This is a genomic window from Aequorivita nionensis (assembly GCF_046352995.1).
GTDB lineage: Bacteria > Bacteroidota > Bacteroidia > Flavobacteriales > Flavobacteriaceae > Aequorivita > Aequorivita nionensis.
Genome location: NZ_CP130281.1, coordinates 769,707 through 791,196, shown reverse-complemented (window position 1 = coordinate 791,196; position 21,490 = coordinate 769,707). Strand labels below are relative to the sequence as shown.

Sequence of the window (21,490 nt, the reverse complement as noted above, 5' to 3'; positions counted from 1 at the left end):
TATTAAGATATAGATTGTTAAAAAATTCTAAATTTGCATTCTAAAGTTACCAAATTATTTAATAGAACATTTGATTCAACTATAAATGCCAACATTACAAGGAAAACTGGAAACAGCCGATTTTGATAAAATAATCTTCAAAAACGATTCTGTCCAACTTCACAAAGATATAATAGAAAGAGTTCAAAATAGTTTCGATTTTCTGAAAGAATTTTCTGAAAATAAAATTATTTACGGTGTCAACACAGGTTTCGGCCCGATGGCACAGTATAAAATAAAGGATGACGAACGCATCCAGTTGCAGTACAACCTTATTCGCAGCCATGCTTCGGGAACCGGAAACCCAATTACGGCACAATACGTTCGCGCGGCCATGCTTGCGCGAATGAATACGCTAAGCCTTGGCAACAGTGGGGTTCATCCTTCCGTCATTAAATTGATGGGCGAATTGCTCAACAAAAATATTATTCCACTTATATATGAACACGGTGGCGTTGGCGCCAGCGGCGATTTGGTGCAGCTTGCCCATTTGGCTTTGGTATTGATTGGTGAAGGCGAAGTTTTTTATAAAGGAGAACGCAGAAATACGGAAGAAGTTTTCAAAATTGAAAACCTTCAGCCTATAAAAGTGGAGCTGCGCGAAGGATTGGCTTTAATGAACGGAACGTCAGTAATGACGGGAATTGGCGTTGTAAACGTGCTTTACACAAAACGAATTATGGATTGGATGATTAAAGCTTCCTCTGCCATAAATGAAATTGTAAAAGCGTATGACGATCATCTTTCCTTTGAATTGAACCAAACCAAAAAGCACGAAGGCCAGCGAAAAATTGCCGAAATGATGCGTACTCATTTAAAGGATAGCAACCTAACCCGCAAACGCGAACATCATTTGTACAACGGTTCAAAAAACGAAGAGGTTTTTGTTGAAAAAGTGCAGGAATATTACTCGCTTCGCTGCGTACCACAAATTTTGGGTCCTGTTTTGGACACGCTCAATTCCGTTGAAAAAATATTGATTGAAGAAGTAAATTCAGCAAACGATAACCCGATCGTGGATGTTGAAAAACGAAATGTATATCACGGCGGAAACTTCCACGGCGATTATGTTTCCCTCGAAATGGACAAGTTGAAAATTGTAGTTGCAAAAATGACGATGCTCGCCGAGCGCCAATTGAACTATTTATTGAATTCAAAATTGAACGATATACTTCCACCATTCGTCAATTTGGGAAAACTTGGGCTAAATTTTGGAATGCAGGGCGTTCAATTTACCGCTACTTCCACAACCGCCGAAAGCCAAATGCTCAGCAACCCCATGTATGTGCACAGCATCCCGAACAACAATGACAATCAAGACATTGTAAGTATGGGCACCAATGCGGCGCTTATTACAAAAAAAGTGATTGAAAATGCTTTTGAAGTGGTTGCAATAGAGCTAATAACCATCGTCCAAGCCATTGAATATTTGAAGGTTCAGGATAACGTTTCTTCCGAAACCAAAAAAATGTACGATGAAATTCGTGCCATCGTCCCAGTTTTTAAGGAAGATGTTGCAATGTATCCGTATGTCAATAAAGTAAAAGAATTTTTGATGGATTCTTCAAAATAGGAATGGAATAATTTTGTAAATTGTTCGTCTCTCCTCAACTAACTTAAATTGATACTATTATGAAAACAATTTTTTCCTATGCACTTATTTTTTTATTAGGGACAACCACAGTTTTTGCACAGGAACTGGCTTTGGTCCGCGACAATGATTTATTTGGTTATATCAACAAAACCGGTGAGTATGCCATTCAACCACAATTTGAAAAAGCAGATAGCTTTTCGGGCAAGATGGCAGCAGCTATGAAAGACAAAAAATGGGGTTTTATCAATACCTCCGGCGAATGGGTAATTCAACCAGAGTATGATCGTGTAAAAGAATTCAATTCCGGGTATGCATTGGTAATGCAGAACGACCAATGGAAATACATAAACTCGAAAGGTGAAACTTTAGATACTCCTGCAAGAGAAAAATATTACGATTTTGACAATGGAGTAGCCATTATTCGCGAGGGTGAAAAAATTGGTTTGATGGATACCAGCGGAAAAGCAATCTTGGAGCCAAAATATGATGAAATCAAAGGTTTTAACAACGGACATGCAAAATTTAAAAATGGAGAAACCTGGGGGTTGTTGAATACGAAAGGTGAAGTTGTTGTGCCCGCAGATTATAACGAGATTGGCGATTTCAGCAAAAATGGAATTTGGGCACGAAAAGGAGAAAGCTTTGGAGTTTTGATTAATGGTACATTCACCCCAATTAACGGTGTGGACAAAATTTGGGATTTCACAAACGACTCACCATTGACCTATGCCGAAAGCAATAAAAAAATAGGTTTCATCAACGGAAAAGGAGAGTGGGTCATTCAACCAGCTTATGATAAAGCCCGTGCGTTTAATGCAGGGCTTGCACCTGTAAACGAAAACAAAAAATGGGGGTATATCAATGAGAAGGGCGAAAAAGTTGTGAATCCGATGTATGCCGATGCAGAAATATTTTCTGAAAATGGATTAGCTCCTGTGAAAGAAAAAAAATTATGGGGTTTTGTTGATAAAACTGGAAAATTGGTAATTCCAATGGAATATGATATTTCATCAGGCTTATTTCAAAGTGGAACTAAAAAAGGATTTCAAGACGGCCTTGCTCGTGTAAAAAAGGACAAACAGTGGGGCTTTATTGATAATACTGGAAAAGTTTTAGGCAAATGGCATCAAAACGCTGAAGTTTTTGTGGATACTTCAAAGTAGATAAAAGAATAAAGAAAATAGAAAAAAGACGACTTTCGTCTTTGTGACTTTGCAAGAAAAATTAAATGGAAGAAAACAAAACAAAACAAAAATACGCATTAGTAACAGGAGGTTCACGAGGTATTGGCCGTGCAGTTTGTATTCAACTTGCAAAAGATTTGGAATACAGCCTTCTTATAAATTATAACGGCAACAAAGAAGCTGCCCAACAAACTTTAATGGAAGTTGAGGCACTCGGCGGCAAAGGAGAAATTATTCAATTTGACGTTACCAATACCGAAGCTGTTAATAAGGCATTTGACGTATGGCACGAAAATAATAAAGACGCTATTATTGAAGTCATAATTAACAATGCAGGAATTACCAAAGACGGAATGTTTATGTGGATGAAACCCGAAGATTGGCACAGCGTAATCAACACCAGTTTGAATGGTTTTTACAATGTTACCAATGCGTTAATCCAAAAATTATTGGTAAATAAATACGGAAGGGTTATAAATATGGTTTCGGTTTCAGGTTTAAAAGGAACTCCAGGCCAAGTAAACTATTCCGCTGCAAAAGGAGCGGTTATCGGCGCCACAAAAGCATTGGCGCAGGAAGTTGCAAAACGGAACATTACTGTAAACGCAGTTGCTCCGGGATTTATAAAAAGCGATATGACCGCCGAACTTGACGAAAAAGAACTGAAAAAAATGATACCAGCCAACCGTTTTGGAGAGGCAGAAGAAGTGGCGCATATTGTTAGCTTTTTAGCGTCTTCAAAGGCATCGTATATTACTGGGGAAGTGATTAATATTAATGGAGGAATTTATTCCTAAAATGAAGGAGAAGTGAGAAGAGTAGTAATAACTGGAATGGGCATTTATTCCTGCATCGGCAAAAACCTGCAGGAAGTAAAGCAGTCGCTTTATGAAGGAAAATCTGGAATTATTTGTGATGGAAAACGAAAAGATTTCGGTTATCGTTCCTGTTTAACGGGTTGGGTGGAAGAACCCAATTTGAAGGAACAGCTTTCCCGAAGAGAGCGTGTTAGCCTTGGTGAAGAAGGTGCCTACGCCTATGCCGCAACTATTGAAGCTTTGAAAAACGCTAAAATAGACCAACAATTTCTCGACGAAAACGAAGTGGGTATTCTCTACGGAAATGACAGCACTGCAAAATCGGTCATAGAATCGGTTGATAAAATTCGTGAAAAAAAAGATACAACCTTGGTGGGTTCGGGCGCAATTTTTAAGGCGATGAATTCTTCGGTAACGATGAACCTTTCCACCATTTTTAAATTGCGAGGCATCAATTTCACCATAAGTGCAGCCTGTGCCAGCGGTTCACATTCCATCGGGATGGCCTATTTTCTTATAAAAAACGGGTTGCAGGATTGTATCATTTCTGGTGGAGCCCAAGAGATTAATGAACTGGCAATGGGCAGTTTTGATGGGCTAGGTGTTTTTTCAACTCAAGCAGATCCCACAAAAGCTTGTCGTCCGTTTGATAAAGACCGCGATGGGTTGGTTCCCAGCGGTGGCGCAGCTACTTTAATTATTGAAAGCTACGAAAGCGCTGTAAAAAGAGGAGCGCCAATTTTGGGCGAAATTATAGGCTACGGCTTTTCTTCAAACGGCGATCATATTTCAACGCCAAATGTTGACGGACCTGCCCGAGCAATGAAAATGGCTCTGGAACAGGCAAATATCCAAGCTGCGGAAATTGATTACGTAAATGCACACGCAACTTCAACACCAGTTGGAGACGCAAATGAGGCGCTCGCAATTACGGATGTTTTTGGGGAAAATGGACCTTATGTAAGTTCCACAAAATCCATGACCGGCCACGAATGTTGGATGGCAGGCGCGAGCGAGGTTATTTATTCTATGCTTATGATGGAACACTCCTTCATAGCGCCAAATATCAATCTTGAAACGCCGGATGAGGCGGCTTCAAAATTAAACCTTGTTAACAAAACGTTAAATAGAAAAATTGATGTATTTTTGTCCAATTCTTTCGGGTTTGGGGGAACCAATTCCGCATTGATAATTAAAAAATGCACACATTAAAAATGAATAAAGAAGTTATAGTTGAGAAGATAAACTACTTTTTGGTAGATGAGTTTGAGGTAGAGACCGAAGACATTGAACCAAGGGCCAATCTAAAGGAAACTTTGGAGCTGGACAGCTTGGATTTTGTGGATTTGGTAGTTGCCATTGAGGCCAATTTTGGCGTGAAATTGACTGGTGAGGATTTCCTTAATGTTATTACACTTCAAGATTTTTATGACCTGATTGAAACAAAAATCAGCTGAAATTTGCAATAACTATTTATGGCGGGCGAGTGGGAAGGCAAAAGCAAAGGAACCGTTTTAGGGTATAAAATCTTTATATTTTTTATCAGAAAATTAGGTGTTCGCGCTGCATACGGACTGCTTTACTTCGTTGCTCTTTATTACGTATTCTTCGCCGGAAAAAGCACCCGATCCATATTTTACTACTTTCGTAAAAGGCTGAAATATTCCTGGACTAAGAGTGTTTTAAGCATTTATAAAAGTTATTATGTTTTTGGCAAGACCATTATTGACAAGGCCGCAATCTCCTCTGGCCTGCAAAACAGATTTACCCATGAATGTGATGGAGTCGAGAATATTATAGAACTTCTCGACAAAAAGCAAGGGGGCATTATGATAAGTGCCCATGTGGGCAATTTTGAAATTGCCGAATTCTTTTTTGAGGAAATTGATACCCGTTCGCAAATAAGTCTTGTTACCACCGATGCCGAACATAAGAACATCAAGGAATATATGGAAAAAGTAACCATGCGTTCCAATGTAAAGTTTATCTTGGTGAAAGAAGATATGTCGCATATTTTTGAAATAAACAATGCGCTCAGCAATGGCGAGTTGGTCTGTTTTACAGGCGATAGATATATGAAAGGCCAAAAATTATTGACGGAATCATTAATGGGAAAAGAGGCAAATTTTCCCGCCGGTCCATTTTTGTTGGCCAGTAGGCTGAACGTGCCGGTTTTGTTCGTTTATGTAATGAAGGAAACCAACAAGCACTATCATTTGTACGCCCGTCAAGCGGAAGTAAAAAATCGCGATGCGCAAGGTTTATTAAAAAAATACACAGAAAGCGTTGAGTGGATGCTGAAAAAATATCCGTTGCAATGGTTCAACTATTTTGATTTTTGGGAAACGGACGATTAAGAAATGAAGGAAGTACTTATAATTTATTATTCCCAAACCGGACAGCTTTTTGATATTCTGAAGTATGTTGCTTCAACAATTTCAGATGAAAAAGTTAACATTTCCTATTGCGAAATACTTCCGAAGAAAAAATTCCCCTTTCCGTGGAAACAGGAAGAATTTTACGGTGCTTTCCCGGAAACCTTTCTTCAAATCCCAACACCTTTGGAAGCGATTCCATCAGAAATTCTTCAAAAAAAATACGACTTGGTTATTTTGGGTTACACTACTTGGTATTTAACGCCTTCCATCCCAATCAATTCATTTTTAAAATCTGAAGAGGCAAAATTATTGCTCGCAAATACGCCCGTGGTAACCGTTTCCGCAAGCCGCAATATGTGGATAATGGCGCAGGAAAAAGTGAAAAAATTATTGATTGCGAACCATGCAAAATTGGTCGGAAATATTGCTTTGGTGGACCGTAACCTGAACCACATCAGCGTTATCACAATCGTGCATTGGCTTATGGGCGGTAAGAAAACCAGAATGCTCGGTATTTTCCCAAAACCGGGAGTGTCGGACAAAGATATTGAAGCAGCCTCCCGTTTTGGAGTTCCCATTAAAGAAGCTTTGCTTCAAAATGAATATTCAAATCTGCAGCAAAATCTTTTGGACGTGGGAGCCGTAAAAGTTGACCCATCGCTAATAGCAACCGATATCCGCGGAAATATGGTTTTTACAAAATGGGCGAACCATTTAATAAAAAAAGAAGGCGAGGAAAGAAAGAAATGGCTCGTTTATTTTAAATATTATTTGTTATTTGCAATATGGCTTATAGCCCCAATAGTATTTATTGTATTTTTGCTCACTTATATCCCAATGTACCGTAAAATACAAAGGGACAAAGCTTATTATTCATCTGTTGCATTAAAGCAAGATTAATGAAGAACGTTTACATTACAAGGATTGCGAAGTTTTTGCCCAACGAGCCCGTTGACAATGAGGCCATGGAGGAAAAGCTTGGGGTTATCAATGGAAAGACCTCAAAAGCGCGCCGCATCATCCTTCGGAACAACCAGATAAAAACACGTTATTACGCCATCGACAAAGATGGAAACGTAACCCATAACAACGCACAGCTTGCTGCGGAAGCAGTTGAGGCTTTGTGTGATGAAACTTTCCACAAAAACGATATTGAATTGCTGTCCTGTGGCACCTCCAGCCCAGACCAAATTTTGCCGAGCCACGCCGCCATGGTACACGGTTTTTTAAAGAACGGAAACCTTGAAATCAACTCGCCTTCCGGGGCTTGCTGCAGCGGAATGAACGCCTTGAAATATGGCTACCTGGCCATAAAGTCTGGGCAGGTGAACAATGCGGTCTGCACAGGTTCCGAAAGAACTTCTTCTTGGATGAAGTCTGATATTTTTGAGGATGAAGTGGCACATTTGCAACAAATTGATGAAAACCCAATTTTGGCATTCAACAAAGAATTTTTGCGGTGGATGCTGTCTGACGGAGCTGGCGCAATTCTTTTGGAAAGTGAGCCCAAGGGGGAAACCTCTTTAAAAATTGAATGGATGGAAGGCTACAGTTACGCCTTCGAATTGGAAACGTGCATGTATGCCGGAGGCGACAAACTTGATGATGGCAGCCTAAAACCTTGGAGCGAATATCCCGCTGATGTTTGGGGAAAAATGTCGCTTTTTGCAATGAAGCAGGACGTGAAATTGTTGGGCGAAAATATCCTTCAAAAAGGGGTGGAAAGCATGAAAGATGCCATGGCAAAGCACAGCATCACCGAGGATGATATTGATTACTACCTGCCGCATATTTCTTCCTATTATTTCAAGGAAAATCTGTATAACGAAATTGAACGTCAAGGCCTTCATTTACCTTGGGAAAAATGGTTTTTGAACCTTCAAAAAGTTGGAAATGTGGGCGCTGGTTCCATCTATCTTATGCTTGAAGAATTGGTACATTCCGGAAAACTGAAAAAGGGCGATAAAATATTTCTGCAAGTACCCGAAAGCGCGCGTTTTGCATATTCGTACGCCTATTTAACAGTTGTTTAAATGAATCAATTCACCGAAAAAATAACGGACAAAGATTTCATCGGAAAATTGATTCCACAGAAAGCGCCGTTTGTGATGGTGGACAAACTGCTTCATTTTGAAGATAAAAAAGTAATCGCGGGATTGACCATTTCCGAAGAAAACATTTTTACGCAAAACAATAAATTTACCGCGCCGGGTTTGATTGAGCATATGGCGCAGACCGTGGCACTTTACACGGGCTATCAATTTTTTTTAAAGGAAGAAGATGCTCCCGTGGGCTATATCGGGGCAATAAAAAAAGCTGAAATCATTGAGCTCCCTTCTGTTGGAAATGAACTGAAAACCACGGTAAACGTGCTGCACGATATAATGGGCGTAACTTTGGTAACCGCTGAAACCGAATGCAATGGAAAAGTAATCGCCTCCAGCGAAATGAAAACCGTATTGGCCAATTAATGAAAGCTGAGGACGTTTCAAATATTGACATTGCCAATTTTCTGCCGCACCGTGAGCCGATGCTTATGGTTACTTCAGTGCTCGAAATTGACGACGCTTCGGTTTCCACCCAATTCCACATTACAGAAGATTGCGTTTTTTTGGATAACGGAGAACTTTCTGAAACTGGTCTTATTGAAAATGTTGCCCAAGCTGCTTCGGGCGTTGTCGGGCAAACTTTTTTTGAAAAGGACGATTTGGAAGGAACAGGCAATAAATTGGTTGGCTACATAAGCGCCATCAAAAAAGTGGAGATTTTTCAGCTTCCAAAGGTTGGCGAAACGATTGTTACAAGGGCAAAACTCCTTTCCAGATTTGACACAGGCGAAATGACAATGTGCAGCCTAGAGGCCGAAACCTTCCTCGATGAAAAATTAATTGTATCTTCTACCATGAATTTTTTAATCCATGAAGTCTGATTATGAAGAAAAAGGAAGTACCACAGGACAAAAGCAATCTGGAATCCGCCAATTTCCGCGAACTCTGTTATGCCGTTGATGAAAATGGCGAATACACTACCGAAAACAGCACAGGCTGGGAACCAAAAACCGTAGCATTAAACAATGCAATCGAGGAAATAAAAGAGCGCATTGCCGATGCAAAAAGCCGTGTAATTGCAGGCGAAACCAGCCCCATAGAATATTATATGGAACTCCACAAAATGGACTTGGGCATTTTGGCAAGCTACGTTGGGTTCTGGCAATGGAAAGTAAAACGCCACTTTAAACCTTCAGTTTTTAAAAAATTGAGCGATAAAACTTTGAATAAATATGCTGATGCGTTTGATATTTCAGTTGAAGAGCTGAAGTCGATTAGTTGAGGAGTCGATGAGTCGATAAGTTTATATGTTTATGAGTTTAAAAGTTTATAAATAAAATTGAATATAAATTACCCCAGTCCGCCGCGGCGGGAGCCAAAACTCTCCCCTTTAGGGGTCGGGGGTTAAGACGAAAAATCGATAAGTTTATGAGTTTAAAAGTTTATAAATCTCCATAGAATCCATAGAATCAAAAGTATCCACAGTATCAATAGAAAAACCTGAAACTTGAAACCTGAAACCATCATTAACTTCACCCACCACCAATCTGCACACTGTGAAAACGGCGTTGTTTCAAATTTGATGAAACACAACGGTTTTAGCGTTAGCGAACCAATGGTTTTTGGTATTGGCAGCGGTTTGTTGTTTTGTTATATTCCGTTGTTGAAAGTGAATCACGCGCCCGTAATTACCTATCGCGCCTTGCCTGGACATATTTTTAAAAAGTTTGCAAAGCGAACTGGCGTAAAAATGAAGCGCGAAAAATTCAGCAATCCGAAAGATGCAAAAGCACGTTTGGATGAAAATCTTGAAAAAAACAATCCTGTTGGTTTACAAGTCGGCGTTTACAATTTGGTTTATTTTCCCGATGAATACCGTTTCCATTTCAACGCCCACAATATGGTGGTTTATGGGAAACAAGGCGATCGTTATTTAATTAGCGATCCAGTGATGGAAGATGTAACCTCCCTTTCCGAAAAGGAACTGGAAAAAGTACGTTTCGCAAAAGGAGCCTTCGCACCTAAAGGACATATGTATTACCCGATTTCCTTTCCCGAAAAATTGGAACTTGAGACAGCAATTGTAAAAGGAATTAAAGATACCTGTAAGGCAATGTTGGCACCAGTTTCGTTTGTTGGCGTAAAGGGAATTCATAAAATCGCTGGTTTAATCCGAAAGTGGCCGAAGAAAAAAGGTGTTAAAACTGCAAACCATTATTTAGGACAAGTAGTGCGGATGCAGGAAGAAATTGGTACGGGCGGTGGCGGCTTCCGTTATATTTATGCGGCATTTCTGCAGGAATCTGGAAAATTACTTGGGAATGAAAAGTTAATTGAACTTTCAAAAGAAATGACAGAAATTGGCGATTTATGGCGTGATTTCGCTTTGGAAGCATCTAGAATCTACAAAAACCGAAGCGCCCAAACCGACAGTTATAATAAGGTTGCAGACCAATTGGATCATATTGCCGATTTGGAAAAGGTGTTTTTTAAGAAATTAAAGAAATCGATATAAAAAGTCCCCTTCGGGGGATTTAGGGGGCTTATGATACAAATAAACCAACTTTCAAAAAAATACAAAGGTGCCGAATTCTTTTCGGTAAAAAACCTTGATTTGAAAGTTGAAGAAGGCGAAATATACGGCCTGCTTGGCCCAAACGGCGCTGGAAAAACCACACTTATTTCCATGCTCACTTCTTTGCTGAAGCCCACTTCGGGTTCTTTCACGATAAACGGATTGAATTTTAAGGAACACAAAAACCAATTGAAACAATTAATTGGGATCGTTCCTCAGGAATACGCACTTTACCCAACGCTCACCGCTTTTGAGAATTTAGAATACTTCGGGAGTATGTACGGAATTAAAGGCGAAATTTTAAAAAACTCCATTAACGAACATCTGGAAATAATGGGGCTTTCAAAATTCGCAAATAAAAAAACCGCCACTTTTTCCGGCGGGATGAAACGCCGCGTAAATTTAATTGCTGGAATTTTGCACCAACCGAAAGTATTATTTCTTGACGAACCCACAGTGGGCGTGGACGTGCAATCAAAAAACGTAATCATCGACCATTTAAAATTGCTGAATAAACAAGGAACAACAATCGTTTATACTTCGCACCATTTAAACGAAGCCGAGTTTTTCTGCACCCACGTCGCAATAATTGACAATGGTGAAATTATAGTAAAAGGAATTCCTTCAGAATTGATAAAAAATCAAACCGGCGCCAATAATCTTGAAGAAGTATTTTTAACGAAAACAGGCAAAGCCCTTCGCGACCATGCATAAACTTTGGGCGTCAACATATAAAGAATTTCTGCTGCTAATCCGAGATTTGGGAGGGATTGCAATTCTTTTTATAATGCCTTTGTTGCTTTTGATCGTAATTACTTTGGTGCAGGACAGCACTTTCAAAACCATCAGCGATATAAAAATTCCCGTGCTTTTGGTGGATAATGACAAAGGCGAAGTTTCAAAAAACATCGTCGAAAATCTCTCCGAATCCAATTCGTTTGAAATTCTGCAGAAATCTTCCGAGGAAGAGGCAAAGGAGGCTGTTTTCACAGGAAAATATCAACTCGCCATTGTGATTCCCGAGAATCTTTCGGTATCGCTTCAAAAGAAAGTGGACCAAAATGTTGAAGGAATTTTATCAAAATTTGGGTTGGAAGAAGATACTTTGGTGGTTGCAAAAGAAACGATTCCGCAAAAGGAGGTCCGTTTGTATTTTGACCCCGCAACACAGGTTAGTTTTAAATCTTCCGTAAAAAACGGCATCGATAAAATGATTTCGAAAATTGAAACGCAAAGCATCTACAAAGCGTTTCAAACGGAATTGGGCGAGGACGATTCCGAACCGATTTTCGAAACTGAAAGTTTTATCGCTTTTAAAGAAATTCTTCCCACAAAAAATAACGAAGAAATCATCCCAAACTCAGCACAGCATAACGTTCCGGCGTGGACGCTGTTTGCCATTTTCTTCATCATTGTTCCGCTTTCAATCAATCTTTTAAAAGAAAAAAACCAAGGTACTTTTGTCCGTTTGCGCACCACTCCAGTGAGTTATGCTACCGTTCTGGGCGGAAAAACAATCGTTTATCTCGCTGTGTGTCTCGTTCAATTTACACTTATGCTGCTCGTGGGTATTTTTCTTTTTCCCGCTATCGACCTTCCGGGAGTTGACGTTTCGGGCAAGTTGCCGATGCTATATTTAGTCGCGCTTTTTTCTGGGCTTGCCGCGATAGGATTGGGATTGCTGATTGGCACCGTAGCAAAAACACAGGAACAGGCAGCACCGTTTGGCGCCACTTCGGTGGTTATTTTGGCGGCACTGGGCGGCGTTTGGGTACCCGTTTTTGTAATGCCGAAATTTATGCAGTTTGTTTCCAAAATTTCTCCGATGAACTGGGGCTTGGAAGCGTTTTACGATGTATTTTTAAGAAATGTGGGTTTTGTTAAAATCCTTCCCGAAATTTCGTTATTATTGTTGTTCTTCCTCACAACAATCGTAATAGCAATAATTTATAATAGAAGAAAAAATGCCGTCTGAAAATAAAAATGAAATAAGCTTTACCTCAGAAATCCGGGTGCGTTTTACGGAAACAGACCCTTTGGGAATTGTGTGGCACGGCAATTATATTCAGTATTTTGAGGACGGGCGCGAAGCTTTTGGACGCGAACATGGCATTTCATATTTAGAACAAAAGGCTAACGGTTACACTTCCCCAATCGTGAAATCTTCCTGCGAGCATAAACTCCCGTTGCGTTATGGCGATGTGGCAACTATAAAGACGACTTTCATTCCTTCTCCTGCGGCAAAAATGATTTTTCAATACCGCATTTTCGACCCCAAGGGAAGATTGGTCTGTTTGGGTGAGACCATTCAGGTTTTTTTGAACGAAAAAGGAGAGCTTTCTCTTACAAAGCCTGAATTTTTTGCAAAATGGAAGGAAAAAATGGGTTTGTAAAAAATGGGTAAAACCTTCGTTTCATATAACAATATTTTAAGCAGTCTAGGTTTTGACAGCGAAACGGTAGTTGAAAATATTTCAAAAGGCATATCAGGCCTTGCAAAATTCGATGATGCTTCCCTTTTGCCCGAACCGTTTTGCGCTTCAATGATTTCTTCTGAAAAAGTAAAAAATGAATTCAACAAAATTGGCGATGCTTCAACTTTTACGAAGTTGGAACAAATGATGTTGCTTTCTTTGAAAAATGTTGTCGATGCTTCAAAAATTCCTTTAAATGAAAATGTTGGAGTTATCATTTCAACCACAAAAGGGAATATTGATGTGCTTGAAAAAGACAGCAATTTTCCAGAAAGCCGGGCTTATTTAAGTGAATTAGGGAAAACAATCCAAAACTTTTTCGGCTTTAAAAATGAAGCAATTATTCTTTCAAACGCCTGTGTTTCGGGTATTTTGGCAATTTCTGCAGCAAAGCGTTTTATTTCTGAAGGCAAATACGACCACGTTTTTATAACAAGCGGCGATTTGGTGACGAAGTTTATTCTTTCGGGCTTTAATTCATTCCAGGCTTTATCAGCAGAACCTTGTAAACCTTATGATAAAAATCGTGTTGGAATTAATTTAGGCGAAGTCGCAGCCAGTGTTCTGGTTACTTCTTCCGAAAAAAATCTTCCAAAGGAAGGCTTTGAAATTTTGGGCGACGCAACCTGCAACGACGCAAACCATATTTCGGGTCCGTCGCGAACCGGCGAAGGGCTTTTCCGAAGTGTAAAATCTGCACTGAAAGAGGCAAACTTGAATGCGAAAGAAATCGATTATATTTCCGCACACGGCACCGCCACACCTTTTAACGACGAAATGGAGGCCATTGCCTTCAGCCGTTTGGAAATGGAAAATGTGCCCCTCAATAGTTTAAAGGGCTATTTTGGCCACACTTTGGGGGCTTCGGGATTATTGGAAACCATTGTAGGAATGCATTCTATGGAAAAAAATATACTTTTTTCATCCAAAGGATTTGCCGAACTTGGCGTCTCAAAAAACATAAATATCATCAAAACAAATACGCCGAAAACGTTAAACACCTTCCTAAAAACCGCATCGGGTTTTGGGGGTTGCAACACAGCGGTAATTTTTAAAAAAACAAACAACTAACCGACCATAAATGCAAACAACCACAAAAAAAATGAATGCCATTGAAGCTTTGGAAGAAGCGCACCGCATAGCCTTTGCGCCCTTTGTTTTTCAAGCTTCGGTTTCGCTTCGGAAACTCGGGATTCTCGATTATATTTTTGACCAACGGATAACAGGCGGGCCAACAGCCGAAGAGATTTCGCAAAAACTTTCCCTTAGCCCTTACGGGGTTGGCGTGCTTTTGGAAATTGCGCAAACTTCGAATATTGTTAGTAAAAATGATGCCGAGCAATACGAACTGACCAAAGTGGGCTATTTCCTAAATTATAACGAAACGGCCAGCGTGAACCTTAATTTTGCGCACGATGTATGTTACAAAGGCTTGTTTCATTTAAACGAATCCATTAAAACCGGAAAACCGGAAGGTTTGAAAGAACTGGGGCAATGGCCGACTATTTACGAAGGACTTTCAAAGTTGAAACCTGCCGAACAAAAGTCATGGTTTGATTTTGACCATCATTATTCCGACGATATTTTTGCGGAAGCCTTGGAAAAAATTTTTGAAAGGAAGCCGAAAACTCTCTTCGACATTGGCGGAAATACGGGCAAATTTTCTATTAAATGCTGTAATTTCAATGAAGAGGTACATGTGAAAATAGTCGATTTACCGGGCCAATTGAACATGGCTTTGGCCAATGCCGAAAGCAATGGTTTTAAAGATAGAATTTCTGGCCATCCGATTGATTGGCTTTCGGAAAACCCACAAATTCCAAGCGGGGCAGACTTAATTTGGATGTGCCAGTTTTTGGATTGTTTTTCTGAAGAAGAAATTGTAAAAGTGTTGGGCATTTGTGCAAACTCCATGGACGATGATGCCGAATTGGTGATTGTTGAAACCTTTACGGATAGACAGGCCTTTCGCGCTTCACAATTTATATTGGAGGCCACTTCGCTATATTTTACAGTACTTGCAAACGGAAACAGCAAAATGTATCCGGCCAGTGTTTTTATGAAATTGATTGACAAGGCTGGTTTAAAACTCAAAGAAGACATCCAATTGGGTGAATATCACACCATGTTGATTTGCGAAAAGAAATAGAATTTTGACTGAAACTTTTCACATAAAAAGCTATTGCCATATTAAGAACCAAATTGTTTCATTGAATGGAAATGTACTTTTTAGTGAGGTCCCGATAACTATCGGGACAGAAGATTTTTCAACTTTTATAAAAAACGCATACAAGTTTTTGAAAACGGATTATTCCAAGTTTTTCAAAATGGACAATCTCAGCAAGCTAGCATTTTTGGCGGCAGATGTTTTGCTGAAAAAAGAAAATTTAAACGAAGAAGAAGAAAATAATATTGCCTTAATTTTTTCAAACAAAGCATCCAGTTTGGACACCGACCGAAAACACCAAGCTGCAATAGAAAACGATGCTGAATATTTTCCCAGTCCGGCGGTTTTTGTTTACACCTTGCCAAATATTTGTTTGGGCGAGATAAGTATCAAGCACAGGCTGTATTCTGAAAATAGTTTTTTTATCTTTGACCGCTTTAATGCGGAACACTTGCAACTGTACGCCAACAGTTTATTGCGAAGCGGAAAAGCAGAAAAAGTACTTTGTGGTTGGGTAGATTTAGACGAAAACAGCTACGATGCTTTTTTATATTTAGTTGAAAAAGAAGGCGAAATTGAACATAAAACTGAAGAAATAACCAGATTATACAACATATTATGAGTGAATTAAAAGAAGAATTGAAAGGAAAAATCATTGAACAATTAAATCTTGAAGATGTTTCAGTGGCAGACATAGCAGATGATGACGCACTTTTTGGCGACGGACTTGGATTGGATTCCATTGATGCTTTGGAACTTATCGTTATGCTGGACAAAGATTATGGCATCCGTTTGAGCGACCCGAAAGAAGGAAAGAAGATTTTTGAATCTGTGCAGGTAATGGCAGATTATATTCAGGAACACCGCACAAAGTAATTTCGTGTAAAATATTATGAGCAAAGGCGTAGCCATAACCGGAATGGGTATTATTTCTGCAATTGGCAACAATGTAGCAGAAAATTACGATGCGCTCATAAACGAAAGAAAAGGCATCACGCGCGTTGATAATGTTGAAACCATTCAGCGCGATGAAATTATGGTTGGCGAAGTGAAATTCACCAATAACGAATTGATTGCCCAACTCAATCTTCCGCCAGAAAATAATTATTCGCGTACCGCAATGCTCGGTGTAATTGCCGCAAAAGAAGCCATTTCCAATTCAGGAATCACCAACATCAAAAAATACAAAACGGGCATCATTTCCGGCACCAGCGTGGGCGGGATGGATATGACCGAAAAATATTATTACGAATACCTTACCGAAAAGGAACCGCAAAAATACATTGAAAGCCACCACGCAGGCGATTCCACACAGAAAATCGCGGAGCAGTTGGGGATTGAACAAAGTTTAGTCACTACAATCAGTACCGCGTGTTCTTCAGCGGCCAATGCTATTATGCTGGGCGCACGCTTGATAAAATCCGGAAAATTGGATCGTGTGTTGGTAGGCGGAGCCGATTGTCTTTCAAAATTTACCATCAACGGATTTAAAACCTTGATGATTTTAAGTGATACTTTCAACACACCTTTCGATGAAAACAGAAAAGGTTTGAACTTGGGTGAAGCCGCAGCTTTTTTGGTTTTGGAAAGTGATGAAATTGTAAAAGCCGAAAGCAAAAAAGTGTTAGCCTACGTAAAAGGCTACGGCAATGCCAACGATGCCTTTCATCAAACCGCATCTTCAGATAATGGCGACGGCGCGACTTTAGCGATGGAAAAAGCTTTGAGAGTTGCCGATTTAAAAGCTTCGGAAATAGATTACATCAACGCCCACGGAACAGCCACGGGAAATAACGACCTTTCGGAAGGAAGAGCGATTCTTAGGATTTTTGGCGAAGAAATGCCGGAATTCAGTTCCACTAAGTCATATACTGGCCATACCTTGGCCGCCGCTGGTGCGATTGAGGCGGTTTATTCCGTGTTGGCGCTTCAAAATAATATCATCTTTCCAAACCTGAATTTTAAAACCCCGATGAAGGAATTTTCAATGATTCCACAAACGGAATTAAAGAAAAAGGAATTGAACACGGTACTTTCAAACTCGCTTGGTTTTGGAGGTAATTGTTCCACAGTTATATTTTCAAAAGAAGCGTAATGAAGAAAGTTTACATAAATAGCATCGCTTCCATTTCACCCCAAAAGACCTATGATAATAGTAGGTTTTTAGATGAAATTATCAATTACAACGATACCGTAATTTTTGCCCAAGACCCAGATTACAAACAATACATTCCGCCAGCCGCTGCGCGCCGAATGGCAAAAGGGATTAAAATGGGCGTAGTTGCTTCCAAAATTGCGATGGACGAAGCGGGAATTGAAACCGTGGACGCTATCATTACCGGAACGGGAATGGGCTGTATGATCGATTCCGAAAAATTTGTGAGCGCCATTATTGATAATAACGAACAGTATTTAACGCCTACCTCTTTCATTCAAAGCACACACAACACCGTTGCTGGACAGATTGCACTGGGGATGGAATGCAAAGCATATAATTTCACGTACGTACATTCGGCAATTTCTTTTGAGTCTGCTTTGCTCGATGCCAAAATGCAGCTTGAAAATGATGAAGCCGAACATATTTTAGTTGGCGGCGTGGAAGAATTGGGCGAGCATACCACAAAAGTGCATCGCGCAATCAATCACATAAAACCTGAGGCGGTAACAATTTCGGGAGTTTTAGATTCAAAAACCGAAGGTGCCGTTTTTAGTGAAGGCGCGAATTTCTTTGTCGTTTCAAACGAAAAGACAAAAAGCTGTTATGCCGAATTGGTTGCCGTGGAAACTTTTAACACGCTTCAAAAAGAGAAGGTTTCAGAAACAATTGAAACTTTTTTAAAAGAAAATAATTTGAAGATCGACGACATTGATTTGGTTGTTTTTGGGAACAACGGCGATGTAGATTTTGACGGATATTACAACAAGCTTTCCGAAGGAGTTTTCAGCAAAACCCAACAGGTTTTTTACAAACATTTGGTTGGTGAGAATAATACAGTTTCTGCGTTTGGAGTTTGGTTGGCTTCAAAAATTCTGAAAACCCAAAATATTCCAGAAATAGTAAAAATCAACAAAATCAATTCACCCGAAATTAAAACGGTTTTGTGCTACAACCAATACCGCGGCCAAAATCACAGCCTTGTTTTATTGAGAAAATGTTGAGGTTTTACACCATAAACGCCTTGGCTTTGGTAGTTTTTTTTGGACTACTATTGGGAGGTTTTTTTGGCTATGTTCCAGCTTGGCTTTATGTGCTTTTTGTATTTATTTGGTTTTTGATTACCGCAATTGGTTCGTTTCAGATTAAACTGAACTATCATTTGCAATCTCTAAATCACAATTACAAAACTTCGGAAAAACATATTTCCATCACTTTTGACGATGGGCCAAACCTAGAATTCACGCCAAAAGTTTTATCACTTCTGAAAAAACATAACGCAAAAGCCACATTTTTTTTAATTGGAAAAAATGCCGAAAAGCATCCAGAAATTGTTCGTCAAATTATTGAAGAAGGCCATACCATTGGCAACCACTCGTATTCGCATTCTAAAAATTTTGGATTTTTTTCTTCGGAAAAAGTTATTGCCGAGTTGAATAAAACTAATTCAGTTCTAAAGGAAATCACTGGCAAGGAACTGAAACTTTTTCGTCCACCCTTTGGTGTTACCAATCCGAACATTAAAAAAGCTTTGAAAGTTACGGGGCATTTTTCTATCGGCTGGAGCAAACGCAGCTTTGACACTACAAATATTTCCGAAGAAAAAATTATAAAGCGTATCACTTCCAACTTAAAAAAGGGCGATATCATTCTACTTCACGACAGCAGTGCAAAAACCGTTGCCGTATTGGAACAGTTATTGTTAACTTTGCAATCGCACAAATTGCAGTCGGTTCCGGTGGATCGCTTGCTTGAAATTGAAGCCTATGCGTAATTATTTTCTATTATTATTTTTTATTGCTTTTAGCAGTACGATTCAGGCGCAGGATGTTACGATGAATGCTTCGGAAATTGCAGCTTTTAAGGAAAAAGTAATTGCTTCGGCAAAAGCCACCCAAACTATAAAAACCGATTTTGTGCAATACAAACACCTCGATTTTTTGGCCGATGACGTAAAAACATCTGGAAAAATGGTTTTTAAAGCGCCCGGATTAGTGAAGTGGGAATATACAAATCCATACCAATATAGCGTGATTTTTAAGGAAGACCAACTGCTCATCAACGACGGCGGCACCAAAAGCAAGGTGGATATTGGCAACAGCAAACTTTTTAAAAAACTCAATCAGCTTATCGTAAATAGCGTAAAAGGAAATATGTTCAACGATTCTGATTTTACGGTTTCATTCTATAAATCTTCAAAATACAACAAGGCGGTTTTTATTCCAAAGGATAAGAAAATAGCGAGTTATATTGCTTCATTCGAATTGCTTTTTAACAAAAATGACGCCCAGGTTTTCGAAGTGAAAATGGTAGAGCCATCACAGGATTTTACCCGAATTATTTTCAGCAATCGCACGTTAAACACTACTATTAATGATTCGGTTTTTAGCAATTAGCCTTTTGGCTACGGTAGTTTTAACTTCCTGTTCGCTAAAAACTACGGAGGGTCTTCGCCAGGTTCCGTTCACAAAAATTGAGGTGGAAAATCCGTATTTTTCCAATGCTGAAATAGATTATGTTTACAAAGCAAAAATTGAAGTTTACGGAAAGAATTTTGGTGGAATTTTAATCATTAAAAAGATTGCGGCTGAAAGTCATCGCGTGGTTTTTACAACTGAATTCGGTAGTAAACTGTTTGATTTTCAGTTTGAAGACGATACTTTTACGAAGAATTTTGTAGTTGAAGAATTGGACAAAAATTTCATTATCAACATTTTAAAAGATGATTTTAAATTGTTGGTTAACGAAAAGACGAAAATTTTAGAAGTTTATGAATCTGAAAATCAACGAATTTATAAAACTCATAATGATGAAAGATTCAACTTTTACTTTATAAATGCAGGGACAGGACAACTTCAAAAAATTGTAAATACTTCAAAAACGAAGGAAAAAATGGAGATTGATTTTATGTCTTCCGACGGAAAAATTGCAGATACAATTGCCATTAAGCACAGCAATATCAAGCTAACTATAGATTTGGAAAAATTTAAAAATGAATAATATGCTCATCGAAGGATTATATAAAATTACTGCAACCGAAAACACTTCCGAAGGAATTCTGTCAAAGGTTCATTTAAACAAAGACCACGCAATTTTTAAAGGCCACTTTCCCGGAAACCCCGTGATGCCAGGCGTTTGTATGATTCAGATTATAAAGGAGCTGACCGAGGAAGCAACTGGAAAAAATTTGTTTTTGACAGTTTCTTCAAACATAAAATTTATGGCGATTATCAATCCTGAGAAAAATCCTGATTTGCAACTCGCCATTGATATTGTTCAGGAAAACGGAGAAGTGAAAGTGAAAAACACAACTTCTTTTGAAGACACGGTAGCGTTGAAGCTCAGCGCGACTTTTAAAGTTATTGACTGATGAAATATTTAATAATTATAGTTTTTTTAATTTCTGCAGCTGGAACTGCCCAAGACTTGAACGGAATCCGGTCAGCTTACCTAAAAGCTGTGGAAAGTGCAGAAATAACCGCTCAACTTGATGGGGTACTTGCAAAAATAAATTCCTCAAATAAGCCCGTTTTGCTTGCATACAAAGGGGCTGTTTCCACATTGAAAGCAAAATTTGCCAAATCAAGAAGTGATAAAAAAGAGTTTTTTAAAGAAGGCGTTTCTTTGATTGAAAGCACCGTCAAGGCTGATCCTTCAAATGTTGAAATCCGTTACATTCGCATGAGCGTGCAGGAAAATTCGCCCAGATTTTTGGGGTATCATAAAAATATTGCGGAGGATAAAGAGTATATTTTGAAGGATTACAAAAGTATTTCTTCTGCGGATTTGAAAAAATTGGTTAAGGATTTTGTTTTGAAATCTGAGAATTTTGATGATTCTGAAAAAAAATCTTTTCAATAATTTTCAGAATCTCGAAGGTTTTTTAATTATTTCGATTTTTAATTTTGTTTAAATTAATTCTAATCGAAGCACACTACTGTTATTTTTTTTAATATTTTACCATTTCTTTAACACTTGCGGTTCATTGGAGCGATAAGTTGTTTAAATCACTGTAAATGAGTAAATTGTTTTTTTTCCTTTTGTTTGTCCCAACTTTT

General features: G+C 39.0%; 26 protein-coding genes. All 26 read left to right on the top strand.

Annotated elements, in window-relative coordinates; genetic code table 11:
• Window positions 1-85: 85 nt before the first annotated feature.
• The 26 genes from Q2U82_RS03560 (at window position 86) to Q2U82_RS03435 (ending at window position 21,293) form a co-directional block, all read left to right on the top strand.
• The gene (locus Q2U82_RS03560; RefSeq protein WP_410006347.1) at window positions 86-1,612 is read left to right on the top strand and encodes a histidine ammonia-lyase; all 1,527 of its coding nucleotides are present in this window, start codon (window positions 86-88) and stop codon (window positions 1,610-1,612) included.
• A 59-nt stretch (window positions 1,613-1,671) separates the two neighbouring features.
• Window positions 1,672-2,796, top strand: a complete 1,125-nt coding sequence (locus Q2U82_RS03555) for a WG repeat-containing protein (RefSeq protein WP_410006346.1) — start codon at window positions 1,672-1,674, stop codon at window positions 2,794-2,796.
• Window positions 2,797-2,861: 65 nt separating this feature from the next.
• Entirely contained in the window at window positions 2,862-3,614 is a 753-nt protein-coding gene (gene fabG / locus Q2U82_RS03550; RefSeq protein WP_410006345.1) for a 3-oxoacyl-ACP reductase FabG, read from the top strand.
• Between the two features lie 12 nt (window positions 3,615-3,626).
• Entirely contained in the window at window positions 3,627-4,847 is a 1,221-nt protein-coding gene (locus Q2U82_RS03545; protein WP_410006344.1) for a beta-ketoacyl-[acyl-carrier-protein] synthase family protein, read from the top strand.
• A gap of 2 nt (window positions 4,848-4,849) precedes the next feature.
• Complete coding sequence (locus Q2U82_RS03540) at window positions 4,850-5,092, top strand: acyl carrier protein (protein ID WP_045079317.1); 243 nt, start codon at window positions 4,850-4,852, stop codon at window positions 5,090-5,092.
• Between the two features lie 18 nt (window positions 5,093-5,110).
• Window positions 5,111-5,992: a lipid A biosynthesis acyltransferase gene (locus Q2U82_RS03535; protein ID WP_410006343.1), complete on the top strand. Its 882-nt coding sequence runs from the start codon at window positions 5,111-5,113 to the stop codon at window positions 5,990-5,992.
• A 3-nt stretch (window positions 5,993-5,995) separates the two neighbouring features.
• Entirely contained in the window at window positions 5,996-6,913 is a 918-nt protein-coding gene (locus Q2U82_RS03530) for a dialkylrecorsinol condensing enzyme DarA (protein WP_410006342.1), read from the top strand.
• On the top strand, window positions 6,913-8,046 hold the full coding sequence (locus Q2U82_RS03525) for a beta-ketoacyl-ACP synthase III (RefSeq protein WP_410006341.1): 1,134 nt from the start codon (window positions 6,913-6,915) through the stop codon (window positions 8,044-8,046). The genes Q2U82_RS03530 and Q2U82_RS03525 overlap by 1 nt, the downstream gene beginning before the upstream one ends.
• Window positions 8,047-8,484: a hypothetical protein gene (locus tag Q2U82_RS03520; protein WP_410006340.1), complete on the top strand. Its 438-nt coding sequence runs from the start codon at window positions 8,047-8,049 to the stop codon at window positions 8,482-8,484. It begins immediately after the preceding gene.
• Window positions 8,484-8,942 carry an ABC transporter permease gene (locus tag Q2U82_RS03515; RefSeq protein ID WP_410006339.1) on the top strand — a complete coding sequence of 153 codons (459 nt, stop codon included), beginning with the start codon at window positions 8,484-8,486 and terminating at the stop codon, window positions 8,940-8,942. Before Q2U82_RS03520 ends, Q2U82_RS03515 begins: the two co-directional genes overlap by 1 nt.
• Window positions 8,943-8,944: 2 nt before the next feature.
• On the top strand, window positions 8,945-9,343 hold the full coding sequence (locus Q2U82_RS03510) for a hypothetical protein (protein WP_410006338.1): 399 nt from the start codon (window positions 8,945-8,947) through the stop codon (window positions 9,341-9,343).
• 225 nt (window positions 9,344-9,568) lie between these two features.
• Complete coding sequence (locus Q2U82_RS03505) at window positions 9,569-10,576, top strand: BtrH N-terminal domain-containing protein (protein ID WP_410006337.1); 1,008 nt, start codon at window positions 9,569-9,571, stop codon at window positions 10,574-10,576.
• Between the two features lie 30 nt (window positions 10,577-10,606).
• Complete coding sequence (locus Q2U82_RS03500) at window positions 10,607-11,350, top strand: ABC transporter ATP-binding protein (protein WP_410006336.1); 744 nt, start codon at window positions 10,607-10,609, stop codon at window positions 11,348-11,350.
• Window positions 11,343-12,611, top strand: a complete 1,269-nt coding sequence (locus tag Q2U82_RS03495) for an ABC transporter permease (RefSeq protein ID WP_410006335.1) — start codon at window positions 11,343-11,345, stop codon at window positions 12,609-12,611. The genes Q2U82_RS03500 and Q2U82_RS03495 overlap by 8 nt, the downstream gene beginning before the upstream one ends.
• Complete coding sequence (locus tag Q2U82_RS03490; protein WP_410006334.1) at window positions 12,601-13,029, top strand: acyl-CoA thioesterase; 429 nt, start codon at window positions 12,601-12,603, stop codon at window positions 13,027-13,029. Before Q2U82_RS03495 ends, Q2U82_RS03490 begins: the two co-directional genes overlap by 11 nt.
• A 3-nt stretch (window positions 13,030-13,032) precedes the next feature.
• On the top strand, window positions 13,033-14,181 hold the full coding sequence (locus tag Q2U82_RS03485; RefSeq protein WP_410006333.1) for a beta-ketoacyl-[acyl-carrier-protein] synthase family protein: 1,149 nt from the start codon (window positions 13,033-13,035) through the stop codon (window positions 14,179-14,181).
• Window positions 14,182-14,191: 10 nt separating this feature from the next.
• The gene (locus tag Q2U82_RS03480; RefSeq protein WP_410006332.1) at window positions 14,192-15,259 is read left to right on the top strand and encodes a methyltransferase; all 1,068 of its coding nucleotides are present in this window, start codon (window positions 14,192-14,194) and stop codon (window positions 15,257-15,259) included.
• 4 nt (window positions 15,260-15,263) lie between these two features.
• The gene (locus tag Q2U82_RS03475) at window positions 15,264-15,899 is read left to right on the top strand and encodes a 3-oxoacyl-ACP synthase (protein WP_410006331.1); all 636 of its coding nucleotides are present in this window, start codon (window positions 15,264-15,266) and stop codon (window positions 15,897-15,899) included.
• The gene (locus Q2U82_RS03470; RefSeq protein WP_068761450.1) at window positions 15,896-16,153 is read left to right on the top strand and encodes a phosphopantetheine-binding protein; all 258 of its coding nucleotides are present in this window, start codon (window positions 15,896-15,898) and stop codon (window positions 16,151-16,153) included. Before Q2U82_RS03475 ends, Q2U82_RS03470 begins: the two co-directional genes overlap by 4 nt.
• 16 nt (window positions 16,154-16,169) lie before the next feature.
• Window positions 16,170-17,372: a beta-ketoacyl-[acyl-carrier-protein] synthase family protein gene (locus tag Q2U82_RS03465; RefSeq protein ID WP_410006330.1), complete on the top strand. Its 1,203-nt coding sequence runs from the start codon at window positions 16,170-16,172 to the stop codon at window positions 17,370-17,372.
• Window positions 17,372-18,436 (top strand): beta-ketoacyl synthase N-terminal-like domain-containing protein, encoded by a 1,065-nt coding sequence (locus Q2U82_RS03460; RefSeq protein WP_410006329.1) that lies wholly within the window; start codon window positions 17,372-17,374, stop codon window positions 18,434-18,436. Before Q2U82_RS03465 ends, Q2U82_RS03460 begins: the two co-directional genes overlap by 1 nt.
• On the top strand, window positions 18,430-19,206 hold the full coding sequence (locus Q2U82_RS03455; protein WP_410006328.1) for a polysaccharide deacetylase family protein: 777 nt from the start codon (window positions 18,430-18,432) through the stop codon (window positions 19,204-19,206). Before Q2U82_RS03460 ends, Q2U82_RS03455 begins: the two co-directional genes overlap by 7 nt.
• Window positions 19,199-19,828: an outer membrane lipoprotein carrier protein LolA gene (locus Q2U82_RS03450; RefSeq protein WP_068761454.1), complete on the top strand. Its 630-nt coding sequence runs from the start codon at window positions 19,199-19,201 to the stop codon at window positions 19,826-19,828. Before Q2U82_RS03455 ends, Q2U82_RS03450 begins: the two co-directional genes overlap by 8 nt.
• Window positions 19,806-20,432 (top strand): hypothetical protein, encoded by a 627-nt coding sequence (locus Q2U82_RS03445; RefSeq protein WP_410006327.1) that lies wholly within the window; start codon window positions 19,806-19,808, stop codon window positions 20,430-20,432. The genes Q2U82_RS03450 and Q2U82_RS03445 overlap by 23 nt, the downstream gene beginning before the upstream one ends.
• A 1-nt stretch (window position 20,433) precedes the next feature.
• The gene (locus Q2U82_RS03440; RefSeq protein WP_410006326.1) at window positions 20,434-20,802 is read left to right on the top strand and encodes a 3-hydroxyacyl-ACP dehydratase; all 369 of its coding nucleotides are present in this window, start codon (window positions 20,434-20,436) and stop codon (window positions 20,800-20,802) included.
• On the top strand, window positions 20,802-21,293 hold the full coding sequence (locus tag Q2U82_RS03435) for a hypothetical protein (protein ID WP_410006325.1): 492 nt from the start codon (window positions 20,802-20,804) through the stop codon (window positions 21,291-21,293). Before Q2U82_RS03440 ends, Q2U82_RS03435 begins: the two co-directional genes overlap by 1 nt.
• The last annotated feature ends 197 nt before the right edge of the window (window positions 21,294-21,490 follow it).

Coding starts and splice junctions, on each gene's coding strand:
- Q2U82_RS03560 (WP_410006347.1), top strand. CDS start 86: ATGCCAACATTACAAGGAAAACTGGAAACAGCCGATTTTGATAAAATA.
- Q2U82_RS03555 (WP_410006346.1), top strand. CDS start 1,672: ATGAAAACAATTTTTTCCTATGCACTTATTTTTTTATTAGGGACAACC.
- fabG (WP_410006345.1), top strand. CDS start 2,862: ATGGAAGAAAACAAAACAAAACAAAAATACGCATTAGTAACAGGAGGT.
- Q2U82_RS03540 (WP_045079317.1), top strand. CDS start 4,850: ATGAATAAAGAAGTTATAGTTGAGAAGATAAACTACTTTTTGGTAGAT.
- Q2U82_RS03535 (WP_410006343.1), top strand. CDS start 5,111: ATGGCGGGCGAGTGGGAAGGCAAAAGCAAAGGAACCGTTTTAGGGTAT.
- Q2U82_RS03530 (WP_410006342.1), top strand. CDS start 5,996: ATGAAGGAAGTACTTATAATTTATTATTCCCAAACCGGACAGCTTTTT.
- Q2U82_RS03525 (WP_410006341.1), top strand. CDS start 6,913: ATGAAGAACGTTTACATTACAAGGATTGCGAAGTTTTTGCCCAACGAG.
- Q2U82_RS03520 (WP_410006340.1), top strand. CDS start 8,047: ATGAATCAATTCACCGAAAAAATAACGGACAAAGATTTCATCGGAAAA.
- Q2U82_RS03515 (WP_410006339.1), top strand. CDS start 8,484: ATGAAAGCTGAGGACGTTTCAAATATTGACATTGCCAATTTTCTGCCG.
- Q2U82_RS03510 (WP_410006338.1), top strand. CDS start 8,945: ATGAAGAAAAAGGAAGTACCACAGGACAAAAGCAATCTGGAATCCGCC.
- Q2U82_RS03500 (WP_410006336.1), top strand. CDS start 10,607: ATGATACAAATAAACCAACTTTCAAAAAAATACAAAGGTGCCGAATTC.
- Q2U82_RS03495 (WP_410006335.1), top strand. CDS start 11,343: ATGCATAAACTTTGGGCGTCAACATATAAAGAATTTCTGCTGCTAATC.
- Q2U82_RS03490 (WP_410006334.1), top strand. CDS start 12,601: ATGCCGTCTGAAAATAAAAATGAAATAAGCTTTACCTCAGAAATCCGG.
- Q2U82_RS03485 (WP_410006333.1), top strand. CDS start 13,033: ATGGGTAAAACCTTCGTTTCATATAACAATATTTTAAGCAGTCTAGGT.
- Q2U82_RS03480 (WP_410006332.1), top strand. CDS start 14,192: ATGCAAACAACCACAAAAAAAATGAATGCCATTGAAGCTTTGGAAGAA.
- Q2U82_RS03470 (WP_068761450.1), top strand. CDS start 15,896: ATGAGTGAATTAAAAGAAGAATTGAAAGGAAAAATCATTGAACAATTA.
- Q2U82_RS03465 (WP_410006330.1), top strand. CDS start 16,170: ATGAGCAAAGGCGTAGCCATAACCGGAATGGGTATTATTTCTGCAATT.
- Q2U82_RS03460 (WP_410006329.1), top strand. CDS start 17,372: ATGAAGAAAGTTTACATAAATAGCATCGCTTCCATTTCACCCCAAAAG.
- Q2U82_RS03455 (WP_410006328.1), top strand. CDS start 18,430: ATGTTGAGGTTTTACACCATAAACGCCTTGGCTTTGGTAGTTTTTTTT.
- Q2U82_RS03450 (WP_068761454.1), top strand. CDS start 19,199: ATGCGTAATTATTTTCTATTATTATTTTTTATTGCTTTTAGCAGTACG.
- Q2U82_RS03445 (WP_410006327.1), top strand. CDS start 19,806: ATGATTCGGTTTTTAGCAATTAGCCTTTTGGCTACGGTAGTTTTAACT.
- Q2U82_RS03440 (WP_410006326.1), top strand. CDS start 20,434: ATGCTCATCGAAGGATTATATAAAATTACTGCAACCGAAAACACTTCC.
- Q2U82_RS03435 (WP_410006325.1), top strand. CDS start 20,802: ATGAAATATTTAATAATTATAGTTTTTTTAATTTCTGCAGCTGGAACT.